We start from the raw sequence: 16,405 nt of genomic DNA, 5'->3' as shown, positions 1-16,405 counted from the left end.
GGGGTGCTGGAGCTGGACTTCGTCCCGGTCACCTGCGCCGCCTCGATCGACCTGGCCACCCTCGCCGGGCGGGGGAGCCTGGCGGTCCGCCCCGCGTGAGGCGGGGCGCACACCACGGAAACCACGGAAAGCGAGAGCGATGGTGTCGCAGATCTGCGTGTTCGCGCGGCTGGCCGGGCCCGGGCTCGGCGACCTCGTGCAGCGCAATATCGCGTTCTCCTTGCTGCGGCGGGCTTTTCCCTCGGCCGGGCTCACCGTCACGACCGGAGCGACGGTGGCGGCGCGGTTCGCGGAGTTCTTCGGGCGCCACAGCTACGCCACCGGAGTGCTGCCGTGCCCCGATCCCGGCGAGGAGGACTCGCGAGGATGGGCGCGGTTCTCCGCGCGCCTGGCCGAACTCGGCGCGCAGGCGTGCTTCGTCGACCCGGACAGCCGGGGACTGGGCGCGGCCGAAGCGCGCCGGGCCGGGATCCCGGTCCGGCTCGGCGTGCCGGGCCCCGGGGACGGCGAAGGCGATTTGACCCATCCGCTGCGGCTGCCGCGCCCGCTGTTCGGCAGGCCGGACCTGTTCGACCACGCCGCGGCCCTGGCCTCGGCGCTCGGCCTGCCCGGTCCGCTCCGCCCCGGCGAGACGGTGCCGCCGTTGCCGCGCAGCGGAGAGCCGCCGCCCGGACTCGGGCCCGGGACGCCGCGGCTGGCCGTGCATCCCGGCGGGTCCCCGCACTGGAACCGGCGCTGGCCGCTCGGGAAGTACGCCGAACTGTGCCGGCTCGCGGCCCGGCACGCCGGCGCGGCTTGCTATCTGCTCGGCGACCGGTCCGAACGCGACGATCTGCACCTGCTCGCGGAGGCGATCGCCGCGGATCGGCCTGGCACCGGCGTCGAGGTGATCACGAACGCCACGCTCGACCGGACGGCGAACCTGCTCGCCGAGGCGGATCTGCTGCTCGGCAACGATTCGTCGCTGGCGCACGTGGCCGCGGCGGTGCGCACGCCCGCGGTCGTCCTGTACGGCCCGACTGGCACCGAGTTCCTCTGGGCCCGCGTCTATCCGCACCACACCGGGGTTTCCCTGCGCTATCCCTGCCAGGCCGCGACCAACCCGGCCGGCGCGCTCGCCGCCCGCCGCTGCGAGCACGACTGCGCCCTGGCGTACGTCTCCGCCGGCGGCCCCTATCCGAAATGCCTGGCCGACCTTTCCGTGGACCGGGTCTGGGCGGCGGTTTCGCGGCGGCTCGGGCAGTCCAGCGCACCGCGAATCGAGGTTCCGCTATGACCGCTGCGAACGCCGGGGCTGCGGTGCGGAACATCCTGGCGGTCAACTTCAACCACGACGGCGCGGCGGTTCTGCTGTCCGAGGGCCGGATAGCCGGCTTCGTCGCCACCGAGCGGTACTCGCGGCGCAAGAAACATCCCGGGCTGCGCGCGGCGGACCTGGCCGAACTGCTGGACCAAGCGGGGCTGGCACTGTCCGATGTGGACCATGTGCTGCTGTGCAACCTGCATTCGATGGACTCGCCGGACATCCCGCTGCTGCACGGTTCCGACCTGAAGGAGACGTGGCTGGAATTCTGGGTGGACCAGCGCAACGCGCGGGTTTCCATCGACGGGGTCCGCATCCCGTGCACGGTGAACCCGGAACACCACCTGCTGCACGCGGCCGCGAGCTTCTACACCTCGCCGTTCGACACGGCGGTCTCGGTGGCCATCGATCCCACCGGCTGCCGCGCGTACCTGGGGCGCGGCACCAAGCTGGTGGCGCTGCGGCAGGACTTCGACTCGTGGTTCACCGCCGGCATCGGCTACTGCTACGTCGCCGAACTGCAGTTCGGGTCGAGCATCGTGGGCGCGGGCAAGGTGATGGGGCTGGCCCCCTACGGCGCGCTCGACGACCCGGCGGGCTTCGACCCCGCCAAGATCTCCCGGTTCGACGAACTGGTCGCGCTGGCCGACCAGGACCCGGTGCCGGTCGCGGCGGGCGGCCGGGAGCTCAACGCCCGCCTGTCCTACTACATCCAGCGCGGCCTGGACGTCCAGCTGATGGCGCTGTTCGCCGAACTCGGACCGGTCGCCGCCCGCAACGGCATCGGCCGCAATCTGTGCCTGTCGGGCGGGACCGCGCTGAACGTGGTCGCCACCGAGCCCGCCTTCGCCGCGTCGGAGTTCGAGCGCGTCCACTTCCATCCCGCCTGCGGGGACGACGGGACCGCGATCGGCGCCGCCCTGTGGCATTGGCACCACGTGCTGGGCAATCCGAGGCGGCCCTACCGCAACACCGAGCTGATGTACTCGGTCCGGCAGTATCCGAAAGAGGCGGAACAGCGCGCCCTGCGCGCGCACGCGGACGAGCTGTCGGTGGAGGTCGTCGACGACTACGCGGGCCGGGCCGCGGACCTGATCGCCGCGGGCGCGGTCGTCGGATGGTACGAGGGCGCCTCGGAGATCGGGCCCCGCGCGCTCGGCCACCGCAGCATCCTCGCCGATCCGCGGAGCCCGACGATGCGAGACCGGCTGAACGCGGAAATCAAGCTGCGCGAGCATTTCCGGCCGTTCGCCCCGTCGGTGCGCAACGAGCGGGCGGCCGAGTGGTTCGGCCTGGCGGACAGCCCGTTCATGCTCCGGGCAGGCGCGGTGCGCCGGCCGTCGGTTCCCGCGGTCACGCACGTGGACGGCACCGCGCGGCTGCAGACAGTCCGCCGCGAGGACAACCCGGCCTACTACGACCTGATCCGCGCCTTCGAGGACCGGACCGGAGTGCCGATGGTGCTGAACACGAGCCTGAACACCAAAGGCGAGCCGATCGCGGAGACCCCGGAGGACGCCGTGCGGACCCTGCTGGAGGCGGGGCTCGACCACCTCGTCCTGCCGAACACCGTCGTGACCAGGCGGAGGCGGCCGTGATCCGGGGACCGGCGTGGTTCCGGCGGCGCAGGCTGGAACGGGAGCTCACCGGCGTGTGGCGCGAGGTGCTCCAGCGCGAGCGGATCGGCCGCACGGATCGTTTCGCCGACCTGGGCGGCGATTCGATCGCCGCCGTGCGGATCGTGAACGCGCTCGCCGACCGGCTCGGCACGGACCTGTCCGTCCGCGTCCTGCTCGAAACCCAGACCGTCGCGGGCATGGCCGAACGGGTGCTCGCCCTCGACGGCGAGGAGGCCGGGCCGTGACCGGGGATCTGCTCGGGCTCGCGGCCGCCGTCCGGGGGACCCGGGCGCTGGTCGTCGGCGACGCCATCGTGGACCGGTATCTCGTCGGCACGCCCGCCGGGTTGTCCCGGGAGGCCCCGGTGCCGGTGCTGGACCTGACCGGCGAGCACGACCGGTGCGGCGGCGCGGCGAACGTCGCGGCCAATCTTCGCGCGCTCGGCGCCGAACCGCGCCTGCTCGCCGTCGCCGGGACGGACCCGGCCGGGCGGCGGCTGCGCGCGGCGCTGGCCGCGGCCGGGCTCGGGTCCGGGCTCCTGGTCCCCGACGATTCGCGGTCGACCGTGGTCAAGCACCGGGTGCTGGCGTCGCGGCACATGCTGCTGAGGATGGACGAGGGCGGCCGGGAACCGGTCGGCCGGCGCGCGTCGGCGGCGCTGGCCGCGCGGCTGGCCGAACAGCTGTCCTGGTGCGACGTCGTCATCGCCAGCGACTACGGCTACGGCACCTTCACCGGCGAGGTGACCGAGGTGCTGGCGGCCTCGCGGCGGCGTCCGCTGCTCGTGGTGGATTCCCGGGACCCGGCCGCGTTCCGGCCCATCCGCCCGGATGCGGTCAAGCCGAACTACGCCGAAGCGGTCGCCCTCCTCGGGCAGCCGCCGCTGGCCCCGGAAGACGACCGCGCGCGGCAGATCCAGGACCACGCCGGGCTCCTGCTGGAGCGCAGTGGCGCGGACCTGGCGGCGGTCACCCTGGACCGGGACGGCGCCGTGGTCCTGCAGACCGGACGGCCGAGCCTGCGCACCTACGCGGCGGGCGAGGCCACGACCGCCGTCGGCGCCGGGGACGCCTTCACCTCGGCGCTGGCGCTGGCGCTGGCCGCCGGAGCGGATCCGGGCACCGCCGCGGAATTCGCCTCGGCGGCCGCCGACACCGCGGTGCGCGGGCCGGGCACCGCGACCTGCGATCCCGCGGAACTGCGGCGCGGGCTGGCCGGCGTCGGCAAGATCCAGGCCGGCGGCGAACTCCCCGCGTGGCTGGCCGACGCGGAGGGCAGGGGAGCGCGCGTCGTGTTCACCAACGGCTGTTTCGACATCCTGCACGGCGGCCACGTCTCCCTGCTCAGCCGCGCGAAAGCGTTCGGCGGGCTGCTGGTGGTGGGCGTGAACTCCGACGAGAGCGTGCGGCGGCTCAAAGGCCCCGCCCGGCCGGTGATCCCGCTGACCGAGCGGATGCGGGTGCTGGCCGCGCTGGGCTGTGTCGACGTCGTGGTGCCCTTCTCCGCCGACAGCCCGGCGGACCTGATCGAGGCGCTGCGGCCGGACGTCTACGTCAAGGGCGACGACTACACCCGCGAGACCCTGCCCGAAGCGCCGCTGGTCGAACGGCTCGGCGGGACTGTCGAACTGCTGAGCACCGTCGGCGGGCTGTCCACCAGCAAGATCATCCGGGATGTCCGGGCGCTGTCCGCAGTGGACGGACCGCGCCCGGGCCCGGACCGGAAGGAGGCGTGAACCGATGCAACCGGCCACCGGGACCCGGCGCGGGAACGCGACGCGCCGGCTGTACTCCGACCTCATCGCGGCCCTGCTCGCCGAAGGCGACGAGCCCGCGGCGCGGGCGTGCGCGGAACTCGCGGTCGCCCAAGGCGTCTGGCGCCATCCCGCGCAGCGCCCCGTGCATTACGTGCCGTCCCTGCCGCCGATCCCGGTCTACGACCCGGACCGGTTCTGGTTCACCGCGTACCTGCGCGAAAGCTATCCGCGGATCCGCGCCGAACTGGACACCGTCGCCGACCCGGCGGCGCGGGGTTTCCTGCCGGTCGAAGAGCCGCTGCTGGGGCAGGGACGCTGGGAGCAGGTGACGTTTTACGAGGCGGGGCAACGCTTCGCCGACGCCTGCGACCGGTTCCCGGTCACCGCGAGCGTCGTCGAGGGCATCCCCGAGGCGAGCGGCGGCGGGCCGGGGGTCGTCACGCTTTCCTGGCTCCACCCGGGCACGCACATCCTGCCGCACTGCGGCGGATCCAACGCACGGCAACGGGTCCACCTCGGCCTGATCGTCCCGGACGGACCGCGGATGCGCGTCGGCGACCGGACGCTGCGCTGGCGGGAAGGCGAATGCCTGGTCTTCGACGACTCCTTCGAGCACGAGGTCTGGCACGAAGGCACGGAACCGCGCGTCGTGCTGCTGCTCGACATTTCGCACGCCGACCTCGACGAAAGCGTCCGGGACTGGATCCTGTCCGCCCGCGCCGCTTTCGACGACCGGATCAAGGCGTACATGGGCGAGCGCGGGATCCAGCGCGCCGAACTGGTCGAGGGCGTGCTGCGGCTCACCGCCGACAGCGGCGCGGCCAGCCTGGTCACCCGGCATCTGCGCGAGGCCGACGCGTCCGCGATCGAGCTGAGGGACGGAAAGGTCAGGTACGAGTGACGAGATCCGTTCCGCTGTCCGGCGAGCCCGGACCGGACCCGCGGCCGCCGCGGTTCGGCTGGTCGCGGCTGCCCGCTCTGCTGCGGCTAGGCCCCGGGCTGCGCCTGGCCCTGGCCGGGCTGCTGGTGCTGGAGGTGCTGTCCTACGCCACCGTTCTGGTGCAGCCCCAGGTGGTGAAGTGGCTGCTGGATTCGGTATCGCGGAGCGCGAGCTTCGTCCCCGCCCTGCTGACGCTCGCCGCGGTCGCCCTGTGCTCCGGGGTCCTGATCGTCACCAGCAGCTATCAACTGGGCAAGCTCGGCCAGCGGATGGTGCTCGGTGCGCGGGCGGGCATGATCGAGGCGCTGCTGCGGGCCAGGGTGAGCACGGTGCAGCGGCGGCCGATCGGGGACGTGCTCTCGAGGATCGGCAGCGACACCACGCTGTTGCAGCACGCGCTTTCGGAGGCGCTGGTCCGAGGCGCGGTCGCCCCGGTGGTACTGGTCGCCACCGTGGTGCTGATGGCGCTGAGCGATCTGACGATGGTCCTGGTGCTGCTGGCGGTGGTGGCAGCCGGCGCCGGCGCGGAATGGCTGATCCTGCACCGGCTGGCGAAGGCGACCGAAGCGGCGCAGGACGGGGTCGGCGAGATGCTCACCAAGCTGCAGCGGGTCCTGCTCGCCTTCCGGACAGTCAAGGCGTTCGGCACCGAGGCGGACGAAGCGCGCGCCGTCGTCGGCCAGGCCCGGCTCGCCTGCCGGCAGGGGGTGCGCGCGGCGGGCTGGAACGCGGTCGCCGGCGGGACCGGCTGGGTGCTGATGGACGTCATGTTCCTGACGGCGCTGGGGATGGGCGCGGCCCGGATCGCCTCGGGGGCGATGTCGGTCAGCGATCTCGTCGCTTTCCTGTTGTACGTCACGTATCTGCGGACGCCCGCGGCCGCGCTGACGCAAGCCGCGAGCGCGATGTCGGAAGGGATCGCGGCGCTGGGCAGGATCGAGCAGATCCAGCACCTCCCGGCCGAACCCGACGACCGGGACGCGTCCGCCGGACCGGAGCCCGCGCCCGCCGACCGCGGGCTCCCGGCCGGGATCGCGCTGGACGGGGTGTGGGCGGGCTACGAGGACCAGCCGGTGCTCAGCGGGGTCTCGGTGCGTGTTCCGCGCGGTCTCACGGTCTTGACCGGCCCGTCGGGGATCGGCAAGACCACGGTGCTCAACCTGGTCGAGCGGTTCCTGGAACTGCAGCGGGGCCGGGTGCTGCTGGACGGCGTCGACATCAGGGCCTACCAGCGCGGCGAGCTGCGGAGCCGGCTCGCGTACGTGGAGCAGGACGCGCCGCTGCTGGGCGCGACGATCCGCGAGGCGATCGGCTACGGCGCGGCGAGTCCGGGCGAAGCGGAACTGCTCGACGCCGTCCAGGCGGTGGGCCTCGCCGGCTGGGTCGCGAGCCTGCCGGACGGACTGGACACCGCCATCGGCGAGCGCGCGGTCGCGGTCTCCGGCGGGCAGCGGCAACGGCTCGCGGTGGCTCGGGCGCTGCTGCGCCACGCGGACGTGCTGCTGCTCGACGAAGCGACCTCGCAGCTCGACGCCGACAGCGAGGAGACCCTGCTGCGAACGATCGTGGACCAGGCGCGGGTGCGCGTCGTGCTGGCGGTGAGCCACCGCATGACCGTGGCCAGCCAGGCGGACCTGGTGATCGTGCTCGACGAGGGCGGCGTGCGCGCGGCGGGGTCGCACAGCGAGCTGCTCCGCTCGGATCCGATGTATCGCAGGCTCGCGAGCACCGGCGGAACGCGATGACCGACCGAACCGAGGAGTGGTGATGACAGCGGGCAAACGGCGGCGCGGCGCACTGGCCGCGGCGAGCAGGAACGGGGACAGCCAGGCGATCCGCGAGCTGGCGCCGGGCGGAGAGGAGCTGTCCGCCCGGGACGAAGACGGGTGGAGCGCGCTGGACTGGGCGGCCGGCAATGGAGATCCGGCGACGGTGTCGGCGTTGCTCGAGGCAGGAGCGGATCCGCTGGCCGAAACCGAGGACGGGCGCACGCCGTACGACATCGCCCTCGCGGCCGGGCACCGGGACGCGGCCCGGCTGCTGCGCGAGAGCGCGGGCGGCGAAACCCGGTCGCCGAACTGGACGCCGTACTGCCGCGCCTATCCGCTGAGCGAGGTGCGCGCCTACCCCGGCTGGCCGGCTGGCGCCGGAGAGGACGGCGGGGAATTCGTTTACCTGCACGAGGATTTCACCGTCACCGCCGCGATCTGGCCCGGCGAGGACGTCGTGTTCGCGGACGGCCCGCCCGAATGGGAGCGGTTCTGCCGCGAAGAACTCGGCTTCGCCGTGCCCGACGACCTCGACCTCGTCCCGGAGGCTCCAGAGCCTCCGGCGGACCGCGGCTGACCGCGCGGCATCTCGGGAAAGGAAGGCAGCGATGACCGAAAACCAGGCTGCGGGCACTTCCGGCACGGTCGGTGCGCGCGCGTATCTCGAGCAGATGGTCCGGCGCTACTACGCCAGCCTGATCGACGCCTGGCACTACGCCGGCGATACGGAGAAGGCGATGGAATGCGCGGCCGCCGCGGTCCGGCAGGGCGTGTGGGACCAGCCCTTCCAACGGGCGCGCGAACACATCCCCGGCCTGACCGCACGACCGGTGCACGACGCCGGGGAGTTCTGGTTCACCTCCTACCTGGAGGAGAACTACCCGCTGATCCGGGCGGAGATCGAGCAGGTGCTCGACACCCCGCTCGACCCGGTCGTGCCGACGACCGACGACGCCGGGCTGATCCGCAAGGGCGCGTGGAAGCAGGCGCATCTGTACCGGGACGGCCGGTGGCAGACCCGGATCTGCGCACGGTTCCCCGTCACTACCGGCATCCTGGAGAAAGTCCCGGACGTCACCGCGCTCAGCCCCGGAGTGATCACCGTGTCCCGCGTCGCCCCGGGGACGCACATCATGCCGCACTGCGGGCCGACGAACGCGCTGCTGCGCATCCATCTGCCGATCACGATCCCGCCCGGGGTGAGCATCCGGGTCGCGGACCGGGAAATGCGGTGGGAGGAAGGCAAGTGCCTGGTCTTCGACGATTCGTTCGAGCACGAGGTGCGCCACGAGGGGACCGGCGACCGGGTAGTGCTGATCATGGACGTGCTTCATCCGGACCTGGCGGGAGACCACCAGGAACGCCTGCTTCGCCGGCAGCGGAACTTCGAGGAGCAGATCGTGTCCTTCATGCGGGAGCGCGGCCTGGCGCGCGTGCGGGTCCGCGACGGGGAGATCGCCCTGACCCCGGACGATACGGTGCGGGAGCTGGTGGCGACCTACCTGTCCGGCACCGGGATCACCGGCGCCGAACTCGTCGGCGACCAGGTGCGCTGGGAGCGCGCGGACGCGGCGGCGGAGGCGATCCGGTGATCAACCTCTTCGAGCCGGTCCTCGGCGAGGAGGAACTGGCGGCGATCGGCGAGGTGTTCGCCGACGGCTGGCTGGGCAAGGGAAAGCGGACGCGCGCGTTCGAAGCGGCGTTCGCGGCGCACCTCGGCGTCGCCGAGGACCGGGTCGTCTCGGTGAACTCGTGCACCGAGGGCCTGTTCCTGGCGATGGAGCTGCTGGACATCGGGCCGGGCGACGAGGTGGTGCTGCCGTCGGTGAGCTTCGTGGGCGCGGCGAACGCGGTGGCGGCGCGCGGCGGGAAGCCGGTCTTCTGCGACGTCGATCCCGGCACGCTGAACCCTGGCTCCGCCGAGGTCGCGCGCTGGCTCGGGCCGGCGACCAAAGCCGTGCTGGTGCTGCACTACGGCGGCTGTCCCGGCGACGTGGCGGCCATCGCCGCGCTGTGCCGGGAACACGGGATCGCCCTGGTCGAGGACGCGGCGTGCGCGGTGGCCTCGCGCGCGGGCGGCACCGCCTGCGGCACCTTCGGCGATCTCGGCGTGTGGAGCTTCGACGCCATGAAGATCCTGGTCACCGGGGACGGCGGGATGCTCTACGCCAAGGACCCCGCGCTCGCCCGGCGAGCCGCCGAACTGGCCTATCTCGGCATGCGCCAGTTCAGCGGCTACGCCGAGGCCGGGACCCGGAAACGCTGGTGGGAATTCGACGTCGGGCCGTTCGGCCGCCGTTCGGTCACCAACGACATCTGCTCGGCGATAGGCCTGGTGCAGCTCGGAAAACTGCCGTCGTTCGTCCTGCGGCGCCGCGAGATCTGCCGCCGCTACGACGAGCGGCTCGCCGCGGCGCCCGGACTGCGCCTTCCGCCGCGGGTCCCGCCTGGGCACGAAAGCTCGCATTACTTCTACTGGGTCCGGATGGACTCGCGGATCCGCGACGACGTCGCGGCGCGATTGCACGAGCGCGGGATCTACACGAGCTTCCGCTACGCACCGCTGCACCGGCTGCCCGCATACGGGGCGCAGCGGGCGGAACTGCCGGGCACGGAACGAGCCGCCGCCGAGACCCTGTGCATCCCGCTGCACCATGGGCTCGGCGACCGGGACGTCGACACGGTCGCGGACGAACTCGCCGCCGCTGTCGCTGAATTCGGCGCGCCGGCGCCAGCCGCGGCCAAGGAGAGGACGCGATCGTGAACTGGGCCCGGAAAGCGGCGAAACTGGCGGTCGGCGGCGGCGAAGGCGTGCCCTGCCTGTGGGTGGGCGATCTGGACCGGGCGGTGTCGTTCTACCGCGACCAGGCGGGCTTCCGGGAGATGAAGCTTCTCGGCGGCCGGCGGCCGCACGCGGCGCTGGGCACCGGGCACGGCGCCACCGTGCTGCTCCGGGCGGCGGGAGACGAGGAGCGGGAAACCCGGCGCCACCGGTCGGGAAATTCCGGCTGGGACGCGCTGTTCTTCGTCGGAGACCTCGACCGGGTCGCTCGCGCGCTGCGCGAGGGCGGGGTCCGGGTCGAGGTCGGCATCGGCGTTTCGGCGGTGTCCTACCGGACACTGGAGATCCGCGACGAGTGGGGCAACGCGCTGGCGTTCGCCGAAGCGGCCGAGGGATGGCGGCCCGCGGCGCGGGATCTCGCCGAACGGGTGGTTCCGGCGCGGCTGCGAACTTCGCTGCGAGACCGGAGATTCGCCCGGGAGGAGCGGCCCGAGCACGCGAGGTTCGCCCGGTTCCACGCGGACCTGCCGAGCCGCCGGGACCCGGTGTACATGTTCTTCACCAAGGGTTTGCTGCACTGGGTGGCCGCCTCCGCGAAACACATTCCGCCCGAGGTGAATCTGGTGTTCTTCGGCTCCGGCCTGCCCGCCGAAGAACAACGATGGCTGAGCGAGCACCTCGGCCGCCCGGTGTTCAATTCCGAACTGGAGATCGACGACAACACCGCGTGGGAAATCCTTTTCGCGGCCAACACGACGAATTTCGGCTACGTGGACATCGACTGCTTCGTGCTCGACCCGCGGGTGTTCGCCGACCTCGCCGCGCTCGACGACGACGTGGCGGTCAACGCGGCCTGGACGTATCCGGCGGTTCCCGGCGTCCCGGTGGCCTGCACCCATCTCGTCTTCCTCAACGCCGGGATCATCGCGGAACTGCGGGCCAGCGGCCGGTATCTGTCCCCGACCAACTACGCCTGGGACGGCGGCATGGTCCCGCTGCTGCACCACCGGACGTACTGCCGGGTCCCGACGCCGAAGCAGCGGCGGCTCCTGCTCGAAGTGCTGCCCGCCGACGAGCGGGGCCTGCCGAAGGCCCCGGGCGAGGCGCCGTTCTTCGACACCCTGATCGGCTACCAGATCGCCGCCGCCGCGGCGGGCTACCGGACTCGCGCGGTCCGGCCGCTCGCGCACCGCACGCAGGCGATGTTCGCGGAGGCCGCCGCGGCCGGGGAGCACGTGTGGCAGCAGGATCTGTCCGACGAGCTCGTGCACATCGGCGGAATCAGCTACTACGGCCGGTATTTCCACGCCGAGGAGTTCCGCCGGCTCTATCTGGCCGCGGAATACTCCGTTCTGTGCGCGTCGGTGGAGCGGCTGCCGAGCGGATACCGCGAACGGCGGTCCACGATCGAGCAGCAGCTGCGCGAGGCGGGCCTGGATCCCGCGCGGGCGAGGGAGGCCATCCGCGAGCACCTGGTGTCCGCTCGCGGGATCGGAGCCGAGGCGGCCGACCGGATCCTCGGCGGGCCGGAAGAGCCGTCGCTGAAGTAGGCTGGCCGCCGCGGCGGAACGGCGACCAAGGACGGAACTCGGTGGAGCTGAACACATCCCGGCTGACGCTGACGCCGCTGGACCCCGGCGTGCACGCCCCCGCCCTCCACGCGGCCTACGGCGATCCGGCGGTGATGGCGTGGTGGACCCGGCCCGCGACCGCGTCGGAGGCGGAGACCAGGCAGCTGCTCGCCGAGGGCGTCGGGCAGCCGGGAGCCGCGCTCTGGGCGATCCGGCGAGCGGGCGATCCGGCGGCGATCGGCATGGCGGGCTTGCTCGGCGGCACCGCGATCCCCGGCTTGACCTGGATTCTGGCCGGATCGGCGCAGGGACACGGGTTCGCCGCCGAGGCGGCCGCGGCGATCGTCGAACACGCCTTCGGCGCCGCCGGGCACGAAAGAGTGTAGGCCTGGGTCGAATCGACGAACGTCAGGTCGCTCGCCGTGTGCCGGAAGATCGGCTTGACTGAACGGGGACGGCTCGCTCAGCGGTACGAGCACCGCGACCGCCCGCACGAAATGATCGTGCTCGGCCGGTCACGGCGCCCGGAGCCGGCGCCGGTGCTGCACCTCGAGCCGGTGCTGCCCGTGACCGACGTCGCCGCGACGACGGAACTGCTGCGCTCCGCGCTGGGGGGCGCGGGTTTCCTTCTCCGCGGGACAGCCGCCCGAGGCCGCCGGGATGGTCCTCGGGCCGTGGAGCGCCGGGCCGGGCGTCCAGCTCGTGCGGAAACCGCGCGGGGAATGCTCGCCGGCGGTCCTGACGCTGGACGTCGCCGCGGGGTTCGACGAGCTGTACGCCGCGGTGACGGCGGCGGGCGCGACCGGCGTCGAGCCTCCGGTCCGCGAGCCGTGGGGGAGGCGGGAGTTCGCGTTCCGGCTGCCGGAGGGGCACCGGATCGTGGTGAGCACCCCCGGGTGAGCGCCGGTCAGCCGGAAGCGGCGGACGGGTTCCGCAGGAGAGTGCGGGCTTCGAACAGCTCCCCGAAGACCGGCAGGACGGAAGGGAATTCCCCGCGCTCGAGAGCCTCGGCGTCGGCCTGATGGCACGCGGCGGGATCCGGAGCGGGCACCGGCCACCGCACTCCTACCCGATTGACCCCGCGCCGAGCCAGCCGCCCGTCCGCCTCGGCGATCGCCGAGGTCCACTGCGGACTGCTCGGCAGCGTCGCCACCACGGTCCCGTTCAGCAGCAGCTCAGCGGCCGTTCCCTCGGGGGCGACCGGCATCCGGTAGGTCACCGCCAGGGCGAGATCGTCCGGCCGCGCGAGGGCGAACGCGAACTCCGACTGCCTGGCCATCGCCCGGTGGTAGGCGAGCGAGGACCGCCAGTTCGGGAGTGGATGCCCTTCCGCCGTGGGGCTTTCGAGCAAATCGGCGTCGCGATTGCGCTCGGGTGCGGACTCGAACAGCTCGCCGAGGCATTCCCGCAGAGTCCACAGTTCGGGCGGCATGCCCCGGGTCTGCACCAAGCCGGAGAGGAACGGCAGCAGCTGTTCGGCCTCGACCAGCCGCAGCGCGGCCGGATTCGTCCACAGTGGACGCGGAGCGTCGAGCAGGGCCACCGTGCCCGCGAGGACGGGGCCGAACCCGGGATCGGCGTCGACGGCCGCGCGCAGCCGGTCCAGCACGGAAGGCATCGGCTGCCCTTGGAAGGCGATGTGCGCGGCGGCGTGCGCGTGGTCGAAGGCACGCGACTGCGGGTCCGGCCCCGGACCAGGCGTCGCGGTTCCGGGAGGGCTGCCGGTGACCGCGTCGGCGACCGCGGCCATGGCGCGTTCGATGCCGGGTCCGGAAAGATGGCAGTAGTCGTGGAACAGCTCCGGGTCGGGCAGTCCCGGGGCGCCGAAGACGGCGCGCAGGTCGACGCACCGCCAGCCGCGGTCGCCGGCGAACGTCGCGAGCAGGTCCTGGACCGGCCGGGTGATTCGAGGGACGTGCCGGACGAACAGGCCGCACACCGCGTCCCTGGAGTCCTCGAACGCCGTCCGCGCCGCCGCCTCGTCGCCCATCGCCAGCGCCGCCCGGCCGCGCAGCCAGCCGGGGATCGAACTGGTGCCTTGATCGAGTTCGGCCATGGCCGCGGCGAGGGATCCGGCTTCCTCCCATCGCCCGGTTCCGGCGGCGTGCTCGGCCTGCTCCTTGAGGTCGTGCCAGGAGGCCAGCGCGGCAGGCGCGAGCACCGGCGTCTCGATGTCGGCGGGCGGGACCCAGCCGCGCAGATTGAATTCCGGCACCACGACGACGACCTCGGCCGAGCAGCGGTCCTGGAGCGCGGCGAGGCGCTCCAGGAACCCGCGGGCACGGGCGTGCGCGACCACGGAAAGGAAACGTTCCCGGAGCGCGGCGTACCCGCCTGCCCGCAGCGCGTCCGCGAGCGTGTCGCGCACCGCGATCTCGTCGGCGGCGTCGAGCCGGAAGAAGGGCTCCGCCCAGTTGTTTCCGGCGAAGGCGATCACCACGTCCGGAGCGATGAGGTCGAGCCGGTCGACGAGGTCGCCCAGGACCGCCGCGGTCGCGCCGGTCTTGGCGAGGTCGACGCACTGGTAGCCCTCGCCCAGCTGGCGGTGCAGCACTCGCCCGCAGCTTCGCTCGTGGTCGAACGGCCAGCCCCGGGCCGCCGATTCGCCGATCAGCACGGCTCGCCGCGCGTCGCCGGCGGGCGGCAGGCATTCCACGGGAGCCCAGGACTCGAGCTCTTCTGGGGCCCAGTCCATCCGGTGCAGCGAGGTGTCCGGCCCGATCCGCCACGGGCCCAGCTCCGGCGCCCGCTCGCTCGCCGGTCCGGGCGGATTCCGCCGAACCGCCAGTTTCTGGAGTTCGGCGAGGATCTGCGTTCCGGCGGAGCCGCGGAGCAGCGCGGCGAGCCGGTCCGCCCTCCGCCTGAGGGCGTCCGCTGCGGGCATGGGCACCTGCCTTCCGAAGGGCGTCAGACGAAGCTGTACACGTCGGTGCGCTCACGGGGCGGCGCGGCCGGGATCAGCCCGACGAGCCTGTCCCATCCGTCCGGAAGATCCTCGGCGCGCACCAGCAGGTCGCCGAGCACGAGCCCGTCGAGCCCGCAGCGGACGAACGCGGCCAGCGCGTCCGCGGGCGTGCACACGATGGGTTCGCCCCGCATGTTGAACGAGGTGTTGAGCAGGACGGGGAATCCGGTGCGCTTCCCGAACGCGGTCAGCAGGCCGTGGAAGCGCGGATCGACCGCGGCGTCGACGGTCTGCAGCCGAGCCGAACCGTCGACGTGGGAGATCGCGGGCAGCCCGGCGGGGTCGCGGACCCGAGCGGTGTCGAGCATGAACGGCGCCGGTCCGGTCCAGTCGAAGAACTCGGGACAGCGGTCGGCCGCGACGGCGGGGGCGAACGGCCGGAAGGACTCGCGCTTCTTCACCAGCGCGTTGATGCGGTCGCGCATGTGCGGATCCCGGGGGTCAGCGAGGATCGACCGCGCGCCCAGCGACCGGGGGCCGAACTCCATGCGGCCCTGGAACCAGCCGAGGATCTTGCCCGCGGCCAGCAGTTCCGCCGCGGTGTCCAGCAATCCGGTTTCGTCGCCGTCGAAGGCGCGGTAGGGGACGCCCGCGGTGTCGAGGCCCGCGCGGATCTCGTCGGCGGGATAGGCGGGGCCGAGCCGGGCGTCGACCATCCGCTCCCGCACGTACGTCCCGGTCAGTCTGTGGTGCACCAGCGCGGCGGCGCCGACGCAGCCGCCCGCGTCGCCGGCGGCGGGCTGGACGAAGAGGTCGCGGAACGGCCCGTCGCGGCGGAGCCGGGTGTTCGCCACGCAATTGAGCGCGACGCCTCCCGCGTAGCTGAGGTTTTCGGATCCGGTGCGCTCGTGCAGATGACGCGCCTTGTCCAGCAGGACCTCCTCAAGCACGACCTGCAGGCTCCGCGCGAGATCGTGGTGGACGGCCCCGATCTCGTCGCCGGGCCGCCGCGGCGGTGCGGGCAGCAGTTCGGCGAGCGCGTCGGTGTACATCCGGTCCGGCCGCCGGAAGTCGAAATACGCCGGGGCCAGCCGGAACTGGCCGCCCGGCAGATTGGCGATCAGCGCGCGCAGCGTCTCGGCGTACCTGTCTTCGCCGTACGGAGCGAGGCCCATCACCTTGTACTCGTCGCTGTTGACCTCGAACCCCAGATACGACGTCAGCGCGCTGTAGAACAGCCCGAGCGAATCCGGGAACGCGACCTCCTCGAAAAGTTCGATCCCGTCCGGCCCGGCGCGGCCGTAGCTCGTCGTCGTCCACTCGCCGACCGCGTCCGCCGTCAGCAGGGCGGATTCGGCGAAACCGGAGAAGTAGAAGGCGCTCGCCGCGTGCGCTTCGTGATGGGTGACCGGGACGACCTCGCCGGAGTAGCCGAGCGACTCGCGGATCTCCCGGAACGGCCGGTCGGCGTCCAGCCGGAACAGGGTTTCCGGCGTGCTCGGCGGGAATTCGGGCAAGCCGTTCCACAGCTGACGGCCCAGCCGCACGACCGGGTCCTCATAGTAGGCGACGCGGTCGATGTCGGCGATGCCGATCCCGGCCTGGCGAAGGCACGCGCGGAAGGCATGGGCGGGCATCGACGCGTCGTAGCGCCGCCGGGTGAAGCGTTCCTCCTGCGCGGCCGCCGCCAGCCGTCCGTCGATCAGGACGGCGCACGCCGAATCGTGGTACAGAGCCGAAATCCCGACGATGATCACGCG

Annotated in this window: 14 protein-coding genes; 12 read left to right on the top strand and 2 right to left on the bottom strand. The window is 72.8% G+C overall.

What is annotated here, in order from left to right:
* Positions 1-139 precede the first annotated feature (139 nt).
* From ACZ63D_RS18910 to ACZ63D_RS18855, 12 genes are all read left to right on the top strand, one after another.
* Positions 140-1,276 (top strand): glycosyltransferase family 9 protein, encoded by a 1,137-nt coding sequence (locus ACZ63D_RS18910; RefSeq protein ID WP_465355614.1) that lies wholly within the window; start codon positions 140-142, stop codon positions 1,274-1,276.
* Entirely contained in the window at positions 1,273-2,901 is a 1,629-nt protein-coding gene (locus ACZ63D_RS18905; RefSeq protein ID WP_465355613.1) for a carbamoyltransferase C-terminal domain-containing protein, read from the top strand. Before ACZ63D_RS18910 ends, ACZ63D_RS18905 begins: the two co-directional genes overlap by 4 nt.
* Complete coding sequence (locus ACZ63D_RS18900; protein WP_465355612.1) at positions 2,898-3,167, top strand: phosphopantetheine-binding protein; 270 nt, start codon at positions 2,898-2,900, stop codon at positions 3,165-3,167. The genes ACZ63D_RS18905 and ACZ63D_RS18900 overlap by 4 nt, the downstream gene beginning before the upstream one ends.
* Positions 3,164-4,657, top strand: coding sequence for a D-glycero-beta-D-manno-heptose 1-phosphate adenylyltransferase (gene rfaE2 / locus ACZ63D_RS18895; protein ID WP_465355611.1), 1,494 nt, complete (start codon positions 3,164-3,166; stop codon positions 4,655-4,657). Before ACZ63D_RS18900 ends, rfaE2 begins: the two co-directional genes overlap by 4 nt.
* A 4-nt stretch (positions 4,658-4,661) precedes the next feature.
* Positions 4,662-5,579: an aspartyl/asparaginyl beta-hydroxylase domain-containing protein gene (locus tag ACZ63D_RS18890; RefSeq protein WP_465355610.1), complete on the top strand. Its 918-nt coding sequence runs from the start codon at positions 4,662-4,664 to the stop codon at positions 5,577-5,579.
* Positions 5,576-7,363, top strand: coding sequence for an ABC transporter ATP-binding protein (locus ACZ63D_RS18885; protein WP_465355609.1), 1,788 nt, complete (start codon positions 5,576-5,578; stop codon positions 7,361-7,363). Before ACZ63D_RS18890 ends, ACZ63D_RS18885 begins: the two co-directional genes overlap by 4 nt.
* 22 nt (positions 7,364-7,385) lie before the next feature.
* Positions 7,386-7,964, top strand: a complete 579-nt coding sequence (locus ACZ63D_RS18880) for an ankyrin repeat domain-containing protein (RefSeq protein WP_465355608.1) — start codon at positions 7,386-7,388, stop codon at positions 7,962-7,964.
* A 31-nt stretch (positions 7,965-7,995) separates the two neighbouring features.
* A complete protein-coding gene (locus ACZ63D_RS18875) occupies positions 7,996-8,979 on the top strand; it encodes an aspartyl/asparaginyl beta-hydroxylase domain-containing protein (RefSeq protein WP_465355607.1) in 984 nt (327 codons plus the stop codon).
* Entirely contained in the window at positions 8,976-10,151 is a 1,176-nt protein-coding gene (locus ACZ63D_RS18870) for a DegT/DnrJ/EryC1/StrS family aminotransferase (RefSeq protein ID WP_465355606.1), read from the top strand. Before ACZ63D_RS18875 ends, ACZ63D_RS18870 begins: the two co-directional genes overlap by 4 nt.
* On the top strand, positions 10,148-11,719 hold the full coding sequence (locus tag ACZ63D_RS18865; RefSeq protein WP_465355605.1) for a VOC family protein: 1,572 nt from the start codon (positions 10,148-10,150) through the stop codon (positions 11,717-11,719). Before ACZ63D_RS18870 ends, ACZ63D_RS18865 begins: the two co-directional genes overlap by 4 nt.
* Positions 11,720-11,760: 41 nt before the next feature.
* The gene (locus ACZ63D_RS18860) at positions 11,761-12,126 is read left to right on the top strand and encodes a GNAT family N-acetyltransferase (RefSeq protein ID WP_465355604.1); all 366 of its coding nucleotides are present in this window, start codon (positions 11,761-11,763) and stop codon (positions 12,124-12,126) included.
* Between the two features lie 274 nt (positions 12,127-12,400).
* The gene (locus tag ACZ63D_RS18855; protein WP_465355603.1) at positions 12,401-12,640 is read left to right on the top strand and encodes a VOC family protein; all 240 of its coding nucleotides are present in this window, start codon (positions 12,401-12,403) and stop codon (positions 12,638-12,640) included.
* 7 nt (positions 12,641-12,647) lie between these two features.
* On the opposite strand, the gene ACZ63D_RS18850 is transcribed toward ACZ63D_RS18855, so the two are convergent.
* Together ACZ63D_RS18850 and ACZ63D_RS18845 are read right to left on the bottom strand one after the other, a co-directional pair.
* Positions 12,648-14,624, bottom strand: a complete 1,977-nt coding sequence (locus ACZ63D_RS18850; protein ID WP_465355602.1) for a hypothetical protein — start codon at positions 14,622-14,624, stop codon at positions 12,648-12,650.
* Between the two features lie 23 nt (positions 14,625-14,647).
* Positions 14,648-16,402 carry a carbamoyltransferase family protein gene (locus ACZ63D_RS18845; protein ID WP_465355601.1) on the bottom strand — a complete coding sequence of 585 codons (1,755 nt, stop codon included), beginning with the start codon at positions 16,400-16,402 and terminating at the stop codon, positions 14,648-14,650.
* Positions 16,403-16,405: the final 3 nt, after the last annotated feature.

The sequence above is a fragment of the Amycolatopsis sp. NPDC104775 genome, from assembly GCF_055583325.1.
The sequence above is the reverse complement of the archived record's forward strand: the minus strand, read 5'-3'. Positions and strand labels throughout refer to the sequence as shown.

Coding starts and splice junctions, on each gene's coding strand:
- ACZ63D_RS18850 (WP_465355602.1), bottom strand. CDS start 14,624: ATGCCCGCAGCGGACGCCCTCAGGCGGAGGGCGGACCGGCTCGCCGCG.
- ACZ63D_RS18910 (WP_465355614.1), top strand. CDS start 140: ATGGTGTCGCAGATCTGCGTGTTCGCGCGGCTGGCCGGGCCCGGGCTC.
- ACZ63D_RS18905 (WP_465355613.1), top strand. CDS start 1,273: ATGACCGCTGCGAACGCCGGGGCTGCGGTGCGGAACATCCTGGCGGTC.
- ACZ63D_RS18880 (WP_465355608.1), top strand. CDS start 7,386: ATGACAGCGGGCAAACGGCGGCGCGGCGCACTGGCCGCGGCGAGCAGG.
- ACZ63D_RS18855 (WP_465355603.1), top strand. CDS start 12,401: ATGGTCCTCGGGCCGTGGAGCGCCGGGCCGGGCGTCCAGCTCGTGCGG.
- ACZ63D_RS18875 (WP_465355607.1), top strand. CDS start 7,996: ATGACCGAAAACCAGGCTGCGGGCACTTCCGGCACGGTCGGTGCGCGC.
- ACZ63D_RS18890 (WP_465355610.1), top strand. CDS start 4,662: ATGCAACCGGCCACCGGGACCCGGCGCGGGAACGCGACGCGCCGGCTG.